Origin of the sequence: Legionella sp. PC1000, assembly GCF_014109805.1 — a bacterium.
In the GTDB taxonomy this organism is placed as follows: domain Bacteria; phylum Pseudomonadota; class Gammaproteobacteria; order Legionellales; family Legionellaceae; genus Legionella; species Legionella resiliens.
This window is the reverse complement of record NZ_CP059400.1, coordinates 674,647-694,057: the sequence shown is the minus strand read 5'-3', so window position 1 is coordinate 694,057 and position 19,411 is coordinate 674,647. Positions and strand designations below refer to the sequence as shown.

Sequence of the window (19,411 nt, the reverse complement as noted above, 5' to 3'; positions counted from 1 at the left end):
TACAACCTATGCAGCTGATAGATAACACCTATAATTTATGGGGTGATGAACTTAAAAAATCACTACACCCCGGATCTAAATTAAAAATAGCTGCATCGTATTTTTCTATTTATGCATTTGAAGCACTAAAAAAAGAATTAAGCCAAATTGAATCATTACAATTTATTTTTACAAAACCAGCGTTTGTTCCCAATGATGTAACTGACAAACTGAGGAAAGAGCATAGAGAATTTTATATTCCCAAAAAGATGCGAGAAAAAAACCTTTATGGAACTGAGTTTGAAATACAATTAAAGAATAAACTTAATCAGCGAGCGATTGCTAAAGAGTGTGCTGCATGGATAAGGGAAAAGGTTAAATTTCGTTCTAATTCAACCAAGTCACCTATGCAGCAGTTTGCTTGCGTAGATTCGAACCCAGAACAATGCCTTTATACCATGATAAATGGTTTTACTGCAGTTGATTTAGGTTATCAAAAAGGTGATGCGATCTCTAATTTCATCAGTAAAGATAATACTTCTCAGAACACTTCAGCCTTCTTGCAAATGTTTGATCAAATTTGGAATGATACCTCAAAAGTTCAAGATGTTACTGAAACAGTCTGTTACCACATAGAATCTGTGTATCAAGAAAACTCTCCAGAAAAAATGTATTTTTTTATTTTATACAACATTTTCAATGAGTTTTTGGAAGATTTAAATGAAGATATTCTACCTAATGACTTGACTGGCTATCAAAATACGGTTGTCTGGAATAAGCTATTTAATTTTCAGAAAGATGCAGCAACTGGCATTATCAATAAACTTGAAAAATTCAATGGCTGTATTTTGGCTGATAGTGTTGGACTTGGTAAAACCTTTACCGCACTGGCTGTCATCAAATATTACGAACTCAGAAACCGATCTGTTCTAGTGCTCTGCCCCAAAAAGCTTGCAAATAATTGGCTTAACTATAATAAAAACCTTAAGACTAATTTGTTAGCAAAAGATCGCTTGAACTACGACGTCCTATGTCACACCGACTTACAACGAACATCTGGAGAATCATTTGGCATCCAATTGGATAGAATAAATTGGGGTAATTACGATCTGGTTGTCATTGATGAGTCACATAACTTTAGAAACAATGAGGCTTATAAGGATAAAGAGACCCGTTATCAAAAACTTATGAATGCAGTTATCAAGGATGGCGTAAAAACCAAAGTTCTCATGTTATCCGCGACACCAGTAAATAACCGATTTAATGATTTGCGAAATCAATTGGCCCTAGCTTATGAAGGGGAGTCAGAAACGCTCAGGGATAAATTAAAGACAGGGAAAAGTATTGAAGAAATTTTTAAGCAAGCTCAAGCCGCTTTTAACGCCTGGAGCAAATTACCAATTGAGCAACGCACCGCTAAAGCTATTTTAGATGTGCTTGATTTTGATTTCTTTGAGTTACTGGATAGCGTTACAATTGCACGTTCGAGAAAACATATTGAAACATTCTATGATACGTCAGAAATTGGGTCATTCCCAACTCGGTTAAAACCAATTTCTTATCGCAGCCCTCTAACTACTCGCAAAGATACTCCTGATTTTAATGAAATTTATCAAGAACTTTTACGACTGAAATTGTCCGTCTATGCACCTGTAAGCTATATATTGCCGAGTCGAATAAAGAAATATGAAGATTTATATGATACCACTGTTGAAGGCGGTAAAGGAAAACTACGACAAGTTGATCGTGAAAGAAGTTTACAGTCATTAATGACTACAAATTTGCTCAAACGATTGGAAAGCTCAGTTGAAGCATTTCGTTTAACTTTAAAATCATTAAAAAACAACCACACATATATTTTGAACAAAATTGAGTTATTTAAAAGCAATGGAGAAGTTTCATCTATACATGATTTAGCAGATTCATTAGATAAATTAGAAGCAGAGGATGAGGACTTTTCCGATCTGGGTGACTTCAGAACAGGTGGTAAAGTTCAAATTAATTTTGCTGATATGGATCTACCCTCTTGGGAATTTGATCTAAAAGCGGATCTAAAGGTTATTAGTGAATTACTCAATGTGATGGAAAAAATCATTCCTAAAGATGATGAAAAACTTCAAAGCCTCAATCAACATATCGCTAATAAAATTGCTAATCCTATTAATCCAGGAAACAAAAAAATATTAATTTTCACAGCTTTTGCTGATACCGCTGATTATTTATATGGTTATTTGTCACCCATATTAAAAGATCAGGGTATACATTGTGCAAAAGTAACAGGAAGTAACGGTGCGATTACTACCTTAAAAAAAGGATATGATTTTCAAACTATCTTGACGTTGTTCTCCCCTCTTTCCCTACAAAAAGAACAAGTAGTACCAGACGAACCTGAAGAGATTGATGTATTAATTGGCACTGATTGTATTTCAGAAGGCCAAAACTTACAGGATTGTGATTACCTGATTAATTATGATATTCACTGGAACCCTGTACGCATCATACAGCGTTTTGGTCGAGTTGATCGAATAGGCTCCAAAAATAAAGTAATACAGTTGGTTAATTATTGGCCTGACATCTCTTTAGATGAGTATATTAACCTAAAAGAACGTGTAGAAAACCGCATGGTCATTGTCGATGTTACAGCAACGGGCGATGATAATGTTTTATCAGCACAGGCTAATGATGTTTCATACAGAAAAGAGCAATTACAGCGTTTACAGGACGAAGTGATTGAAATGGAAGATTTAAAAACAGGAGTCAATATTACCGATTTAGGATTAAATGACTTTCGAATGGATTTAGTGAATTATGTTAAACATCATGGAGATTTAGACCACCTACCGGGTGGTATGCATGCTGTGTTACCAGCATGTCCTGATAAGGGATTATATCCTGGTGTTGTATTTACTTTAAGAAACAGACAACAAGGCATAAACATAAACCAACATAATCGTTTGCATCCCTATTATTTGGTCTATATCAGCAAAAATGGCGGGGTTATTACTGATCATACGGCGGTTAAACAAATATTGGATCTGCTCAGGGCTAACTGTAAAGGATACGATGAACCTATATTAGACATTTGCGAGAACTTTAATAAGAAAACAGATGATGGCCGTAATATGGGCTTTTATTCAGATTTATTGAGTAAAACCATCCAATCGATCATTCAGGTCAAAGAAGAAAAAGATATTGATAGTTTGTTTACTCAACGGAAAACCACTGCATTAGTCGATTCAATCAAAGGATTAGATGATTTTGAACTTCTTAGCTTTATCGTAATAGAAGGAGAAAATCGTGCTTGATTTGCTGGCTTTTCCTGATAAAGCGGCTGTAAATAGACAGATAACCAAAAAAAAATTATTTGAATCGGTTCAAGCTAATACAACCATTAAAAATCTATTCACAGCACAAGTTGAACGAATGATTTGGGCTTATAAACTTTCTCCTGAAACGATCAATTTATCCTCAAAAGAGGGTGTTGAAGAAATTCAAATCTTTGAGCTTTTTCTTAAGGGCAGCGAACTTAACAATGAACTCTTAAAAACCATTGACAAGGCCATACCGTCCCCCATTTTATTTGTGATTTATGAGGACCAAAGTATTCAGTACCGAGCAGCATATAAACGGGTTAGCGATGCTGATTCAACCACGTGGGTAGTCGGGGATTACTTTGAAAGTGCCTGGATAGCCAAGCGATATCAAAAGTCCGATTTACCACAAGCATTGGATTTGAAAAGCCTTTATCATTCTCTCTTACAAAAGTTAATTCCCCTAACTAAACGTCAAGATGAGTCCATTGAGCAGCTGTTAAGTCGTTATCAGGCTCTGAATCAATTAGAACGAAAATCAGAGCAATTGCAAAAGAAATTGCATCAAGAGAAACAGTTTAATTATAAAGTTGAAATTAATGCGCAGTTGCGCGATGTAAAAAAACAAATTGAACAATTAAGAAATTAAATAAAGAGGTTGAATACGCATGGATTCTTTGAAGATGCACAGTAAAGATATTACAGAAGAGAATATTGGAAAAATATCATCGTTATTTCCTAATTGCATTACTGAAGCGACAGATGAGCAAGGACGGTTAAGAAAGAAAATTGACTTTGATTTGCTACGGCAGGAATTGTCTCGAGAAATTGTAGAAGGACCTCAGGAGCGTTATCAATTAAATTGGCCGGGTAAACGTCAGGCATTATTAAATGCTAACTCACCTATAGCAAAGACGCTTCGTCCATGCCGAGAGGAAAGTGTTGACTTTGATAACACTCAGAATTTGTTTGTTGAGGGTGATAATCTTGATGCGTTAAAACTGCTACAGGAAACGTATTTAGAAAAGGTAAAAATGATTTATATTGATCCGCCTTATAATACTGGAAATGATTTTGTTTATAATGATGATTTTTCAGAAACCTCTCTTAGTTATCTTATAAAATCTAGCCAGATAGACGAGGAAGGTAATAGGCTTATCCCTAATACTAATACGCATGGAAGATTTCACTCGTGCTGGTTGTCAATGCTTTATTCAAGATTAAAATTGGCTAGAAATTTATTAAATGACAAAGGGTTAATATTTATTTCTATTGACGATAACGAGATAGTAAATATTCGCCGAGTTTTGGATGAATTATTTGGCGAGGATAACTTTGTAGATTGTATTATTTGGAAAAAAAGATATGGCGGAGGTGCTAAGGAAAAATTTTTAATTACAGTCCATGAATATGTATTGGTTTATGCAAAGAATATTGAGAAATTGGATAATTTATTTATTCCTTTAACCGATGAATCAATTCAGAGATATTACAAATTAAAGGATGAAAATTATTCTATAAGGGGACCTTACCGAACTCATCCATTAGAAGCTACAAAAAGTATGGGTGATAGAGCAAATTTAGTTTTTGAAATACAAGCTCCGGATGGTTCAAAGGTTTCTCCTAAAAGACAATGGCTTTGGAGTAAAGAACGAGTTGAAATTGCTTTAAGCAATAATGAGTTAGCCTTTTTAAAGGATAAAAATGGTGATTGGAGTGTTCATACAAAGCAATATTTACAAGATGAAAATGGTACTATTAGGCAAGGAAAACCATTTTCATTAATTGATAATATTTATACTCAGCATGGAACCAATGAGATAATCGAATTATTTGGAAGTGCACAAATATTTAGTTTTCCAAAACCATCTAAACTGATATATCAGTTAATTCAAATTGCTTGTAGTGAAGATAAAGAGGCACTGATTTTAGATTTTTTTTCAGGTTCATCCTCAACAGCTGATGCTGTTTTACAATTGAATGCAGAAGATAAGGGAAAACGACAATTTATAATGATCCAACTTCCTGAACGTTGTGAATTTAAGTCGGAAGCTTACAAATTAGGATATTCAAATATTGCTGAAATCGGTAAAGAACGAATACGCCGTGTCGGAAAAAGGATCAAGACAGAACATAAAGATAAAGAAGGCATTGACGAACTAGACGTAGGATTCCGAGTCTTGAAAATCGACTCTAGTAGTATGGCAGATGTGTTTTACACCATTAACACTGTTGACCAAGACCTCTTAACGCAACACACTGATAATGTAAAGCCCGATCGAACATCAGAAGATTTACTATTCCAAATTCTACTTGACTGGGGTGTTGATTTAACCCTGCCAATCACAAAAAAAACCATCCACAATCATGAAGTGTTTTTTGTCGATGAAGATGCTTTGGTTGCTTGCTTTGATAGCAACGGAAAAATCACAGAAGAATTCGTCAAAGAGCTAACTCAATATAGCCCTATCAGAGTCGTATTCCGAGATGCAGGTTTTGCTTCAGACAGTGTAAAAATCAATGTGGCGCAAATATTTAAACAGCTATCTCCGCATACTGAGGTTAAAACCATTTAAGGATTTTAAGTTAAATGATGAAGTTAAAATTTAAACATCAAGCTTATCAGGCAGAAGCAGTTTATGCAGTGCTCGAGTGTTTTAAAGGCCAGAAAAGACATGAAGGAATTATGTATCGAGTCGATCCTGGCATTCAATCCAATAGCCAAATGGATATGTTTGATGAGTCTGGTTTTAAAAACGCTGATTTAGATATCGATGAAGCTCAAATTTTAAAGAATATCCAAGCGATACAAAAAAAGCAAAATATCCCAGTATCGGCACACCTTAGTAAAAATGCAATTGCGCCGGTAAATCTTGATATAGAAATGGAAACTGGAACAGGTAAAACTTATTGCTACATTAAAACGATCTTTGAAATGTACAAGCAGTATGGCTGGTCTAAGTTTATCATTATCGTACCAAGTATTGCTATTCGTGAAGGTGTATATAAAAGTTTACAGGTTACCAGCGAGCATTTTCTTGAACAATATAGTAAAAAAGCAAAGTTTTTTATCTACAATTCCAAGGAGCTTCACAATATAGAAAGTTTTTCCTCCGATGCAGGGATTAATGTGATGGTTATCAATGTGCAGGCGTTTAATGCAACAGGTAAAGATAACCGTCGTATATATGAAGAACTGGATGATTTTCAAAGCAGAAGACCCATTGATGTTATCAAAGCAAACCGCCCTATTTTAATATTAGATGAGCCACAAAAAATGGAAGGTGGAAAAACATTAAACTCCTTAGAAAAATTCAACGCCTTAATGGTTTTGCGATATTCTGCTACCCATAAAACCACACATAATAAAATATACCGTCTTGATGCTTTAGACGCTTATAATCAAAAACTAGTTAAGAAAATATCCGTTAGAGGTATTACCGTAAATGGATTGAGTGGAACCAATGCCTATTTGTATCTTGAGTCAATTGAACTATCAACGTCAGCTCCCATAGCAAGAATTGAATTTGAAGTAAAACAAAAAACAGGCCTTATCAAACGTATCATTAAAAAACTCAAAAAAGGTGATAATTTATTCGACCATTCTAACGGTCTTCCAGAGTATGCAGGTTACGTGATTAGTGAGATCAATGCAGAATTTAATGGCCACATTGGGAAAGTCATATTTACTAATGGAATAGAGCTAGATGTCGGAGTAGCAATTGGAAATGTCGACGAAAGCACCTTACGTCGCATACAAATAAGAGAAGCAATTAGAGCTCATTTTGAGAAAGAACAAGCTTTGTTTTATCAAGGCATTAAAGTGCTATCCTTATTTTTTATCGATGAAGTAGCCAAATATCGCCAATATGATCAACATGGTCAGGCTAATGGTGAATATGCCAAAATGTTTACTGAAGAATATGAAGCCTGTCTTAACAATATTGATTTGTCTGACAAACATGAATACCAGAAATACCTTAAACAACATGATGTCAATAGAATGCATAATGGTTATTTTTCTATTGATAAAAAAACCAAACAGTATATTAATTCCAAAACAAACCGTGACAAGGAAACTGATGATGTCGATGCTTACGATTTGATACTTAAAGATAAAGAAAGGTTGTTATCATTTGAAGAACCTGTTCGTTTTATATTTTCGCATTCGGCTTTAAGAGAAGGTTGGGATAACCCCAATGTTTTTGTCATTTGTGCTTTAAAACATAGTGACAACCAGATATCTCGTAGACAAGAGGTTGGTAGAGGCCTCAGATTATCAGTCAACCAGCATGGTGAACGCCAAGACAATCCTTCAACAGTTCACCAAACCAATATACTCACTGTGATTGCAAGTGAAAGCTATAAAGAATTTGTGAGTGAATTACAAAAAGATATCAGCGCGTCATTAACAGAAAGAGCAAGGAAGGCAGATATTGATTATTTTACTGGTAAAGTGATTATACAAAATAATCAACAACACGAATTATCTCTTTCTGAAGCCAAGGATATTTATCACTATTTAATTAAGCATGATTATATTGATACCGATGATATCATTACTCAAAAATTTCATGATGATTTGGAGTGTGGCAAATTAGTAGAGTTTCCTGAGTCACTAAGTGTCATCGTTGATCAGGTCGTTGAATTAATTAAAGGGGTATATAGCGATGCACTACCCTCTATCGTCAACGATCGTAGGTTTAAAATTAATCCGTTAAACGAAAATTTTCACAAAAAAGAATTCAAAGAGCTCTGGAATAGAATAAATCAAAAAGTAGCGTACAATGTACATTTTGATTCAAATGAGCTTGTCCAAAAATGTGTGGCTGAACTGGATAAAAATCTAAAGGTGAGCCCCTTATCCTATACAATTCAAACTGGAGAGCAGCTAGACACATACAGTACCGATGAATTAAAACAGCAAAAAGGTTTTATTCTTAAAGAAACATCATCACATTATGAAAACAGAGATATCGAATCAAAGGTTCGCTACGATTTGGTTGGGAGCGTGGTTGATAACACCCAATTAACCCGAAAGACAATTGCCACGATCTTATCTAAGATAGATCAGAAAACTTTTGCTAAGTTTAAACAAAACCCTGAAGAATTTATCAGCCAAACATCAAGGATAATCAACGAGCAAAAAGCATCCCAGGTCATTGAGCATCTCGCATACGATACTTTAAATGACAAACATGGTTTGGATATTTTTACTGGCGCTCAAATCAAGGAGGATTTCAGTCTTGCTGGAACAACCTTGCGTAGTCATATCTATGATTATGTTATTACAGATTCAGATATAGAAAGAAACTTTGTTGAAGAGTTAGATACAAGCTCTGAGGTTGTGGTTTATGCAAAATTACCGAGAGGTTTTTCCATACCAACTCCAGTAGGTGATTATAACCCGGACTGGGCGATCGCATTTAAAGAGGGGGCTGTCAAACACATTTATTTTGTTGCTGAAACCAAAGGCACCATGTCTTCACTGCAACTGCGGGAAATTGAACAGCATAAAATCGAATGCGCCAGAAGGTTTTTTTATTGCTTAAATAAGAATCTAAATGAAAACAGAGTGAAATATGATGTGGTGGATAGCTTTTCGAGACTGATGGAAGTTATTGGCTCATCCTAATAATTCATGGATTTAATTTATGCTGTACGATAAATCAAACAGAACTGCGAAAAAAAATAGGATTAATCCGAGAAGTGAGACGCTTTTTAGCGAGGATACATTTAATGAACTTATTAGAAATTATAAAAAATGAATGAAATATCTACTATTGAACTGAACGTAGAAAATATATGTACCAATCTTATAGCAATTACCCATAAGAGTAAGAAAAATTGCTTTTATAGCTATGTTGATAGCTATAAAGATATGCTAGCAAACAATTTGTTATCACTTAATGAAGATGAAATCAAACTAATACAAAAAATATTGTTTTGGTATATTGATCTTGAAGATACTAAGCCCAGATCGAAACCTTTACTTAAACCAATAGCATTTTTAAAGAAAGATACAAATCTACCTGATTTCTTAAACTCAGTATTTTCAGATGACGAAATTTCAATGTTACAAAATATTAGTAATCAATTAGATCCCAATCATTACGCTCTCTCAGCAAGAATCAATGATTTACTATGGTGCATCTATAATAAAAGTAGAAATTTAAACATAAACCAAAGAAAAATAGCCGAAATGGCTGTAAAAAATTACATCATCCAGTCAAAACAGCTAGATGACAGGGAATCCGCCAAAATCATTTTAAGATCAGCTTACATTTGTGTTTATTTAAATAACATCTTCAAGGAAGAAGATTTTTTTGATGAACTCAAATCTATTCTGATAGAAAAAATTGAAGACATAAAAATCTCAGTCGGCCTAAGATACCACCTGCTGATAGCTTTAAGCTGGATAGATAGTAATAAGGCAGATTATATACTAAATAAAACTAATAAAATTTTACTAGATGAAAGAATCAATCCAAATTTGACTATCAAATATTATGATTTATCTTTAATGATTACAAAAGACAAAGATAAACAAGTATTAATCAAAATAAATAAGATAAAATATCGAGTTAATATATCAGACCAATATGCAGAAAAAGGGCAATATCCTTTAGCGTTTGAACAATTAATTTCTGCAACTCAAGAAATCAATGAATTAAATATTGAAAAATCAATAAAAAATAATTTGAGGATAGAAATTAATAAAAGAAAGCAAGAGTATAATAAATTACCAGACAATATGACATTTCAACGATTTTCGATACAAATTCCAAGTATGCCTTTTACTTGGAGCAACAGTCTTTTTACTGACATTGAGTACTATATTAGTAAAATTTTCCGTCAGCTTGAAGGCCTAAATCTTATTGATTATCTAAACATGCCAGGAGGATTAATCCAAACAGTCCACGTTGCACATTCCAATGAAAATGGTAATTTAACATTTGATAAAAAACCACATCACATCAGATTCAATGACGATGAAATAAATCACATATTACTTCTACATAAAGCAAATATATCCTTGTTTGGAGAAATGCTAAAAAACAATAGTTACAACCCATTTAATCTTCAATGGGATTCAATGTTTTTTATGCTCAAAGACAAGCTAATAAGAAATAATAAATCCTTGATCTCTGCTGATATTCTGGAATTAACCTTTGATGCAATAAAGTATTTATTTCAAGGCAAAATAGAAATAGCAATACATCTAATTATTCCTCAATTAGAATCGCACCTTAGATTTATATTAGGCAAAAATTCTATACAGATATCCAATATGACCAATGAAAATAATCTGGAACAAATCACTTTAAATCAAATGTTTAATAATGAAATCATTTCTGAATATATATTAAGCACATATGGCCACGATATTTATTGCAATCTTTATTTTTTATTATTGGATAAACGATTTGGAAATTATCGAAACAAAATCTGCCATGGATTATCCAGCATCGAAGAATTAAAATCAGGACAAGCGCATTACGTATGTTGGTTATGTATTTATGTAATTTTGAAAGACTTTACTTTTTCAACAAACTTAACTTCTCAACTCTCGAGCTAAACTAACCCCACATCCAATAATCTGGGCTTGTATTTCGTTAGAACCAATACGAATGTCAGCCCAGTCCTCATTAAGAGCAATTAACTCATATTCCCGCGCTTCTTTAGAAGCCGATAATTGCTTATATTTGCGAATAATAACTTCCTGCTCCCCTTCAATCAAGGCCACTACAAAATCACCAGGCTTAGGACTTGTATCAGGATCTACAATGATGACATCATTAATTCTAAACTCTGGAACCATGCTTTCATCCTTAATCTGGAGTGCAAAAGCATTTTTTCCAATGTTTTCACTGACTGCTGTGCTGACAGGAATAAACTCAACTTTAGAATCAACATTATCTTTGATTTTCTGTATAAAAGCAGCTGCATCAATTGCTTGTTTGTAATCTAAGACTGGAATCAATGCCCCCATTCCAAGAGATTTTGTCATCTTCCCTTCACGGTTATCGGTTAAACACATCAAATAAGAGGCAGAAACCTCCAGAGCGTCAGCGAGCAGTTTAATTTCTGTTGGACCAGGGGTGCGGTCCCCTCTTTCATAATTATTAATACGTGAAATTTTCAGTTCACTGGTCAACTCAGCCAATGCTTTTCTCGTCAATCCTTTGGCCTTTCTTTCATTCATGATTCTTTGGCCGATTTTCTCTTTGATGTTCATACCTATTCCACGGTGTTTGGTTAATAAATTAATCCATTTATATATTGACTATAACTCAATTTGTGTTATTTTGAGATTTACAAACTACTCGTTTTGAGTAGTTAAGCTCATTTAGAGCTATTTTACGCCTTAAGTTCTCAAAATGGTACCACAAGTTTCCTAGGGTGCTAAGACTTTTAGTTAAGGAATAACGGACTATTTATGTACTTTACAGTGAATGACAATGAATTGGATGCGCTCTGTGGGCTTTCATATATCCAGCAAATAACCTACTTAAGAGGTATTCGACCTTACATGGATCGCAATACTTTCATAGTAGGGATTAAACGACGTATTAGTTATCAATCGCTGGCTGAGGCACTTTATATTGAACCGCATCAAGGCATTACTGAGTCAGGAAGTCCTAGCCGTCAGCAAATTCGCCGAGCTATAAAAGGTCTTGAACGATCAGGGCTTATTGTCATTCAATCTTTCGATAAACATCTTATTTTAAAATGCCTTTTAGCGGATATCAGTTATTGTGTCCAAAATAAACCCGGCACAAACCCGACACAGCAAGCCGACATAAAAGCACATGCAAAACTCCCTGTAAATACAGGGTATTCCGAAGGTGTATGGGAAAAAGCCGACACAGATGAAATCCTAAAAGCCGACACACCTCTAATAAAAGAAAATAATTATATTTATTTATTACAACGCTTCGACCATTTCTGGCGTATGTACCCCGAAAAAAAGTCACGTGAACGTGCCTTTGAAATCTTTACACAAATCAATCCAGATGAGCTTTTGCTGCAAAGCATGCTGCAAGCCCTTGATCAGCAAATTAAAGCCCGTAAAGCGAAAGAAGCGCATGGTGAGTGGACTCCAGCATGGAAATTTCCAGCCAACTGGTTGTCTCAAAAATGTTGGGAAGATGAAGTCAAAATCGAATTAACGCAGGAGAAAAGGAATGAGAAGCGCGGCACAAATACTAAGAGCGGAGCCACTGATCCATTCTGGAACCCAGAAACAGGAGACGCAGCAATCACCGATGAAAGCGAATACAAGCAGTCAAACGTCATCAACCTGCAATGCTACCGACAGTAGAAAAAAATGTATTGAAAACTTGTTTACCCGATTTGCAGTTTACTACGGACATTTGTGGCGAAGTCAGTTTAAGAGTGATGGTTTTTTGGAATTTGCCAAGAAAGAGTGGTTGGAAGGATTAGGTCAATTCAGTGATGAGATTTTGAATCAGGTCATTATTGATTGCCGCGATCATTGCGAAATGCCTCCTACCCTGCCGCAAATGATTGGCTTTTGTCGTGATATCAAAAGACGAAGTGCTTTTTATGTCACATCAGAAAAATATCAACCAGCCAGCAAAGAAGTGGTTGAAGAGAATATCAGGCAGTGTAAGGCCTATTTATTTAAATAACTTAAAGGAGACGCATTATGTTGGTTTTAACAAGAAAAGTTGGTGAATCAGTTGTTATCAGTGAGGAAGTTTACTGCACTGTGGTGGGTTATCGAGATGGTGAGGTTCGTCTAGCCTTCGATGCCCCTCAATCAATCCCGGTTCACCGTGATGAAATTCAAAGACGCATTTATCGGGAACGCCAAAAAGATCAATGGTTCAGCGACTCTTCCTCCAATAAGGAAAGCATTGTTGATCGTTTAATTAGCAAATTCAAAAACGGATTGAAGTCAGCTTAAAAGCATCAGTAATCGAGGATTATATCGTATGAATGCACAAGAAGAACAAGGAAGCACAGTTAAAGACCGCGCCCGTGAAAAGCTAAGGCGTGACTTGGGTGGCACGATTGAACAAGCGCTAAGTGATCCTAAAACCATTGAAATCATGCTCAATGCAGATGGCAAACTTTGGCAGGAAAGACTTGGAGAAACCATGCGTTGTATAGGTAGTATCAATGACGCGCGTGCTGAATCCATCATTAAAACTGTTGCAGGCTTTCATGGCAAGGAAGTAACCCGTTTTAATCCGATACTGGAAGGTGAGCTGCCACTGGATGGTTCACGTTTTGCAGGGCAGCTGCCACCAGTGGTATCAAAACCAACCTTTGCGATTCGTAAAAAGGCCATTTCGGTTTTTACACTGGATGACTATGTAAAATCAGGAATTATGACTGAAGCACAATGTGCGGTGATTAAGAAGACTGTTATCGCACATCGAAACATTCTCGTCATTGGTGGTACAGGTTCTGGTAAAACTACTTTAGTTAACGCCATTATCAATGAAATGGTTTGTAGCTCACCAGCCGAGCGTGTCTTCATCATTGAAGATACTGGTGAAATTCAATGTGCTGCTGAGAACTGCGTTCAATATCACACCACCATTGATGTCAATATGACCCAGCTTTTGAAAACCACGCTTAGGATGAGGCCAGACCGAATCCTTGTTGGTGAAGTTAGAGGCAGTGAAGCGCTGGATTTACTTGATGCCTGGAATACGGGCCATGAGGGCGGTGCTGCTACTTTGCATGCCAATAACTGCCTTGCAGGACTTCATCGTTTGAAATCACTTATTACCCGTAACCCCGCAGCGCCTACTGAAATAGAACCTTTGATAGGTGAGACAGTTCATTGTGTGGTGCATATCGCAAGAACCCCGCAAGGACGCAGAGTTGAAGAAATCATATCGGTTAAAGGATATGAAAACGGTCATTACAACATCGAACAACTTATTTAAGGAGAATAGGTATGAACCAAGCAGTCAATATAAATTATCGAAGTATATGGATGATGGGAGCGATTGTTTTATTGCTTCTGTTTATAACCGATCCTGCATGTGCTTCCAGTGCAGGTGGAGGTTTACCTTTTGATTCCTATCTCACCAAAATACAAAAATCCATTACCGGTCCATTTGCCTTTACTGCTGCCATTATTGGTTTGGTTGGTGCAGGAGCCACGCTGATATTTGGTGGTGAAATGAATGGTTTTTTGCGAACCCTTCTCTTTATTGTGTTGGTGCTTTCATTCCTGGTTGCAGCACAAAATACCATGACAGCGATAACAGGCAAGGGAGCCGAAATTGCTAAACCCTCAGTTTTAACGAGCGCTATGGAGTCGCAGCTATGAGCCTCCGCACCATTCCTATACGCAGATGTGGTAACCGCCCAAGCCTTTTCATGGGTGGTGACCGCGAGCTGGTTATGTTTTCAGGTTTACTCTCAGCAATCTTGATATTCGCAGCTCAAGATTGGCTTGCTGCACTTTTTGGCTTTGCCCTTTGGTTTTTATCCCTAAAAGGTCTAAGGCTCATGGCAAAAGCTGATCCTTATATGAGAGCAGTCTATCTGAGACAAAGAGGCTATCAGGCTTATTATCCAGCACGTTCTACCCCTTTTCGTAATAATAAAGGGAGTTATCTATGATTGGATTCATTACCTTTTTAATCAGTATTACTGGGCTTTTGTTGTTAGGTACATTGTTTCACGCCACTCAAATAAAAAACCGTAAGCACCATGTCAGAAGACATCGAAGTCATACAGCTGGACTGGTAGATTTACTGAATTACGCAGCAGTAGTCGATGATGGTGTGATTGTAGGTAAAAATGGCTCTTTTATGGCAGCCTGGTTGTATCAAGGGGAAGACATAGCCAACACTACAGATGAAGCCCGTGAAATGATAGCTTTTCGAATCAATCAGGCAATGTCCTCATTGGGTAATGGTTGGATGATTCATGTCGATGCCATAAGACGTGCAGCTCCAGGTTACAGTGAGCAGAGTGCTTCATACTTCCCAGATCCTGTATCAAAGGCTGTTGATGAAGAAAGACGGCAATACTTTGAAAGTATAGGAGCATTGTATGAAGGTTATTTTGTTATCACACTCACCTGGTATCCACCTGTATTGGCACAAAAGCGTTTTATAGAATTGATGTTTGATGATTCAGGGGAAAAATTAAACCACAAAGCTAAAACCCATCAACTGATTGAAACCTTCAAGCAATCGTGCAGAAACTTTGAGTCTCGTATGAGTGCTGCACTTCAACTCGAAAGGTTAGGCTCAGAAATATTCATCAATGAAAACAATAAAGTCACTCAGGATAATTTTCTAAGGCATATTCAATATTGTGTCACAGGAATTAACCACCCAGTGAATCTGCCTAAAAATCCAATTTATCTGGATGCTTTAATTGGCGGTCAGGAATTAACTCCAGGGATTACACCTAAAATTGGCCGAAATTTCATTCAGTGTGTTGCTATTGAAGGATTCCCCATGGAGTCTTACCCCGGTATTTTAACACTGTTAACTCAACTGCCCGTGGAATATCGCTGGAACTCTCGCTTTATATTCATGGATCCCCATGAAGCTGTAGCTCATTTCACTAAATTCCGTAAAAAATGGAAACAAAAGGTCAGAGGCTTTTTTGACCAAATGTTTAATACCAACTCGGGTGTCGTTGATGAAGACGCGCTCGGCATGGTTAATGATGCGCAAGCAGCCATTGCTGAAACCAATTCAGGAATGGTGGGTCAGGGTTACTATACATCAGTTGTGGTGTTAATGAACGAGGATAGAGCGAACGTTGAGAAAGCAGCCCTATTCATCGAAAAGAATATCAATGCATTAGGGTTTAGCGCACGAACAGAAACCATTAATACCATGGATGCCTATATGGGCAGCCTGCCAGGCCATGGCGTTGAAAACATCAGAAGACCGCTGATGAATACCATGAATCTGGCGGACTTGTTACCTACATCCAGCATTTGGACCGGAGAAAATAAAGCTCCCTGTCCACTGTTCCCACCACTTTCACCACCTTTGATGCACTGCGTCACCAGCGGCAATGCGCCATTTCGTTTGAATCTTCATGTGAGAGATTTAGGGCATGGCATTATGTTTGGGCCCACACGCTCTGGTAAGTCAACTCATCTTGGTTTGTTGGCATTGTCCTGGCGTCGTTATAAAGATGCACGTATTTATTCTTTTGATAAGGGCATGTCTATGTATCCAACCTGTAAGGCAACAGGTGGGGAACATTTCGCCATTGCTGATAAAGACTCTCGTCTTGCCTTTGCACCCTTACAGTTCTTAGAAACTAAAGCAGATAGAGCTTGGGCTATGGAGTGGATTGACACGATTTTAGCTTTGAATGGTTTGAATACCACACCAGCTCAGCGCAATGAAATCGGCCATGCCATTTTAAGCATGCATCAAAGTGGATCTAAAACCGTATCTGAATTTGTCATGACTATTCAAGATGAGCCTATTAGAGAGACATTAAAGCAATACACCATTGATGGATTGATGGGCCATTTAGTAGATGCTGAAAGTGATGGTTTAGGCTTGTCCTCTTTTATGACATTCGAAATCGAACATTTAATGGGTCTAGGTGAGAAATTTGCATTACCGGTATTGCTCTATCTCTTTAGGCGTATTGAAACCTCGTTAGATGGTCGCCCTACCCTAATCTTGCTTGATGAAGCATGGTTGATGCTGGCTCATCCAGTGTTTAAAAACAAGATTGCTGAATGGCTTGATTCCATGGCTAAGAAAAACTGTGTGGTGTTTATGGCAACCCAACATTTATCACATGCAGCCAACTCTGGAATCCTGGATATTATTGTTGAATCAACCGCCACCAAAATCTTTTTACCAAATCTGTATGCAAGAGATCCAGAAACCCGCCTCATTTATGAGCGCATGGGTTTAAATCCACGCCAGATTGACATCATTGCAGCAGCTCAACCAAAACGGGATTACTACTATGTCAGTGAAAAAGGTCAGCGTCTTTATCAACTGGCATTAGGACCTTACGTCCTGGCGTTTGTTGGAGCAACTGATCCCGATTCTATAGCAAGAATGAAGCAACTGGAGTTTAAGCATGGGGATACATGGGTCTCTCAATGGCTTTCAGAAAAAGGTATTCGCATGAATCAATACGGAGAAGCAGCATGAAAAAAATTGTAACGAATAACCCTTACCTTAATGCCCGACGGGCATGGAATGTTCATACCGCAGGACTTATGAAATCACTCCAAGTTTGGCAATTAGTGGGTTTAAGTAGCCTCTTAATCGCATTAGCGGCAGTTGGTGGACTCATCGCAATAGGTAGTCAGTCTAAGTTTATCCCTTTGGTGTTTCAACAAGATGCCAATGGCAATACCTTATCGGTTACTCGTGCTGATAGAGTTGGTGAGGCAAGCATTGATGATTATCGTGCTGCAGCTGCCCATTTTATTGAAAACATACGCATGGTAAGCCTTGATGTAGAACTACAAAAGAAAGCTGTTTTTCAAGTGTATTCCTATTTAAATGCCAATGATGCAGCCCTTGCCAAGGTTCAAGAATTCTACAGCGACAAACAGCAATCTAATCCCTTTGAAAGAGCTGCCTTTGAAATTGTGAGCATAGACATTCGTTCAGTGCTTAAAGAATCTGATGAGACCTGGCAAGTAGCTTGGATTGAAACCATTAGAAATCGTGATGGTTCACTCAAAGAAAAGCCTCGCATGATGAAAGCGATGATTGCTCTGTATCAAGAGAATGAAATCAACGATGCCACCAGTGAGTCTATTTTAAAAAATCCCCACCTGATTTATGTGCGTGATTTTAACTGGTCATACGAATTAAAGCATGGAGAACAGCAATGAAAAGAATAATGCAGCTATTTTGTTTATTAACACCGCTCACCAGTTTTGCATTGGATAACACGATTCTGGCCGAGCATTATTTTTCGGATACTGTACCCAAACTATCGAGTCAGGAAAAACAAGGTTTAGATATTGCAGAGCGTACACAACAAGGAGAAAAAACAAGTATACCCTTTGCATCAAGCGATGGTTCAGTCAGTTTTATTTATGGTTCAGGGCAAATCAGAGTAGTTTGTGCCCCTTTACAAGTGTGTGATATTGCCCTTCAACCAGGTGAGCAGTTTAACGACATGAATGTCGGTGACCCACGCTTTGTTGTTGAACCATCTCTCACAGGGTCTGGGGCTATGCAACAAATCCATCTGCTAATAAAACCTAAAGATGTAGGGCTTGATTCTTCTTTGGTAGTCACCACAGACAGAAGAACATATCACTTTAGATTAAAGTCAGATAGAACCGAATTTATGCCTTACATTTCGTTTACTTATCCTGATGAAGCCAAAGCAAAATGGCAGTTACTACAACGCATTCAGGCTGAAAGAAGAAAAGTAGATACCTTACCTGAAACCAATGAATATCTTGGCTCCCTTAACTTCAATTATCGAATTCAAGGCAATGCCCGATTTAAGCCAGTTAGAGTTTATAACAATGGTGTCAAAACGATTATTGAGATGCCAACAACCATGGCTCAAAGTGAAGCGCCTGCGCTGCTGGTTTTAAGAAGTCGAGGGTTATTTAAAAAATCAGAGTCAGTCATGGTCAATTATCGTCTCCAGGGTTGTCGTTACATCGTAGATGGGGTTTTTGATAAAGCCATCTTAGTTATTGGCAGCGGTTCCTCTCAAGAAAAAATTACGATTACAAGGTGCTGAAGATGAAAAAATTAAGTGTTTTATTGGCTGCCGTCTTGTTATCAAGCTGTGCCAGCATGCGTTATGGCAATTTCACTCAAATGTCTGTGGGCCGCGATGCTTATCTGGCGGCAGATGCAGCCACTCAATTAACGCGAGTCTATCCACCTGCTCAAAATACATTTTGTATTGGTCAGGCAGTCAACGATGGCTTTGGCTTAAGTCTTATTCAAAACCTGAGAAAAAAGGGTTATGGCATCAATGAAAATCGATGCCCTAGGAATAAAGCTAATTTTTTCTACGTGCTTGATGAGCTTAAACCTCAAAGCTATCGAATAAGCCTTTTTGTGGGAATGCAAACATTGAGCCGTGTGTATGCAAAAAGCCATGAAAATATCATCCCTGTCAGCGCATGGACTCATAAGGAGTAA

The 19,411-nt window shown here is 37.1% G+C and carries 16 protein-coding genes; 15 read left to right on the top strand and 1 reads right to left on the bottom strand.

Going from position 1 to position 19,411, the window contains the following annotated elements:
• The first annotated feature begins 8 nt into the window (after positions 1 to 8).
• From FOLKNPGA_RS02970 to FOLKNPGA_RS02950, 5 genes are all read left to right on the top strand, one after another.
• Positions 9 to 3,284 carry a helicase-related protein gene (locus FOLKNPGA_RS02970; protein WP_182351685.1) on the top strand — a complete coding sequence of 1,092 codons (3,276 nt, stop codon included), beginning with the start codon at positions 9 to 11 and terminating at the stop codon, positions 3,282 to 3,284.
• Positions 3,277 to 3,939 (top strand): DUF4391 domain-containing protein, encoded by a 663-nt coding sequence (locus tag FOLKNPGA_RS02965; protein WP_182351684.1) that lies wholly within the window; start codon positions 3,277 to 3,279, stop codon positions 3,937 to 3,939. Before FOLKNPGA_RS02970 ends, FOLKNPGA_RS02965 begins: the two co-directional genes overlap by 8 nt.
• A gap of 34 nt (positions 3,940 to 3,973) precedes the next feature.
• Complete coding sequence (locus tag FOLKNPGA_RS02960) at positions 3,974 to 5,866, top strand: site-specific DNA-methyltransferase (protein ID WP_220471049.1); 1,893 nt, start codon at positions 3,974 to 3,976, stop codon at positions 5,864 to 5,866.
• A 14-nt stretch (positions 5,867 to 5,880) separates the two neighbouring features.
• A complete protein-coding gene (locus FOLKNPGA_RS02955) occupies positions 5,881 to 8,925 on the top strand; it encodes a type III restriction-modification system endonuclease (RefSeq protein ID WP_220471048.1) in 3,045 nt (1,014 codons plus the stop codon).
• Between the two features lie 129 nt (positions 8,926 to 9,054).
• Positions 9,055 to 10,869 (top strand): DUF4209 domain-containing protein, encoded by a 1,815-nt coding sequence (locus FOLKNPGA_RS02950; protein WP_182351682.1) that lies wholly within the window; start codon positions 9,055 to 9,057, stop codon positions 10,867 to 10,869.
• Here the strand turns inward: FOLKNPGA_RS02950 and FOLKNPGA_RS02945 are convergent.
• Positions 10,846 to 11,529 (bottom strand): S24 family peptidase, encoded by a 684-nt coding sequence (locus FOLKNPGA_RS02945; RefSeq protein WP_182351681.1) that lies wholly within the window; start codon positions 11,527 to 11,529, stop codon positions 10,846 to 10,848. The genes FOLKNPGA_RS02950 and FOLKNPGA_RS02945 overlap by 24 nt on opposite strands.
• A gap of 201 nt (positions 11,530 to 11,730) precedes the next feature.
• Between FOLKNPGA_RS02945 and FOLKNPGA_RS02940 the strand changes: the two genes are divergently transcribed.
• From FOLKNPGA_RS02940 to FOLKNPGA_RS02895, 10 genes are read left to right on the top strand one after another with little or no spacing between them, the layout of a single operon-like run.
• Positions 11,731 to 12,615 (top strand): hypothetical protein, encoded by an 885-nt coding sequence (locus FOLKNPGA_RS02940; protein ID WP_182351680.1) that lies wholly within the window; start codon positions 11,731 to 11,733, stop codon positions 12,613 to 12,615.
• Positions 12,616 to 12,634: 19 nt separating this feature from the next.
• Positions 12,635 to 12,946 carry a Vir protein gene (locus FOLKNPGA_RS02935; protein WP_182352739.1) on the top strand — a complete coding sequence of 104 codons (312 nt, stop codon included), beginning with the start codon at positions 12,635 to 12,637 and terminating at the stop codon, positions 12,944 to 12,946.
• A gap of 17 nt (positions 12,947 to 12,963) precedes the next feature.
• The gene (gene csrA, locus FOLKNPGA_RS02930) at positions 12,964 to 13,224 is read left to right on the top strand and encodes a carbon storage regulator CsrA (RefSeq protein WP_027265149.1); all 261 of its coding nucleotides are present in this window, start codon (positions 12,964 to 12,966) and stop codon (positions 13,222 to 13,224) included.
• Positions 13,225 to 13,252: 28 nt separating this feature from the next.
• Positions 13,253 to 14,218 (top strand): P-type conjugative transfer ATPase TrbB, encoded by a 966-nt coding sequence (gene trbB / locus FOLKNPGA_RS02925; RefSeq protein ID WP_182351679.1) that lies wholly within the window; start codon positions 13,253 to 13,255, stop codon positions 14,216 to 14,218.
• Between the two features lie 11 nt (positions 14,219 to 14,229).
• The gene (locus FOLKNPGA_RS02920) at positions 14,230 to 14,607 is read left to right on the top strand and encodes a TrbC/VirB2 family protein (protein ID WP_015444274.1); all 378 of its coding nucleotides are present in this window, start codon (positions 14,230 to 14,232) and stop codon (positions 14,605 to 14,607) included.
• Entirely contained in the window at positions 14,604 to 14,903 is a 300-nt protein-coding gene (locus FOLKNPGA_RS02915) for a conjugal transfer protein TrbD (RefSeq protein ID WP_182351678.1), read from the top strand. The genes FOLKNPGA_RS02920 and FOLKNPGA_RS02915 overlap by 4 nt, the downstream gene beginning before the upstream one ends.
• The gene (locus tag FOLKNPGA_RS02910; protein WP_182351677.1) at positions 14,900 to 17,434 is read left to right on the top strand and encodes a conjugal transfer protein TrbE; all 2,535 of its coding nucleotides are present in this window, start codon (positions 14,900 to 14,902) and stop codon (positions 17,432 to 17,434) included. Before FOLKNPGA_RS02915 ends, FOLKNPGA_RS02910 begins: the two co-directional genes overlap by 4 nt.
• Positions 17,431 to 18,129 (top strand): conjugal transfer protein TrbF, encoded by a 699-nt coding sequence (locus FOLKNPGA_RS02905; protein WP_255466046.1) that lies wholly within the window; start codon positions 17,431 to 17,433, stop codon positions 18,127 to 18,129. Before FOLKNPGA_RS02910 ends, FOLKNPGA_RS02905 begins: the two co-directional genes overlap by 4 nt.
• The gene (gene trbG / locus FOLKNPGA_RS02900) at positions 18,126 to 19,001 is read left to right on the top strand and encodes a P-type conjugative transfer protein TrbG (RefSeq protein ID WP_182351675.1); all 876 of its coding nucleotides are present in this window, start codon (positions 18,126 to 18,128) and stop codon (positions 18,999 to 19,001) included. Before FOLKNPGA_RS02905 ends, trbG begins: the two co-directional genes overlap by 4 nt.
• Positions 19,002 to 19,003: 2 nt before the next feature.
• Positions 19,004 to 19,411, top strand: coding sequence for a conjugal transfer protein TrbH (locus FOLKNPGA_RS02895; RefSeq protein ID WP_182351674.1), 408 nt, complete (start codon positions 19,004 to 19,006; stop codon positions 19,409 to 19,411).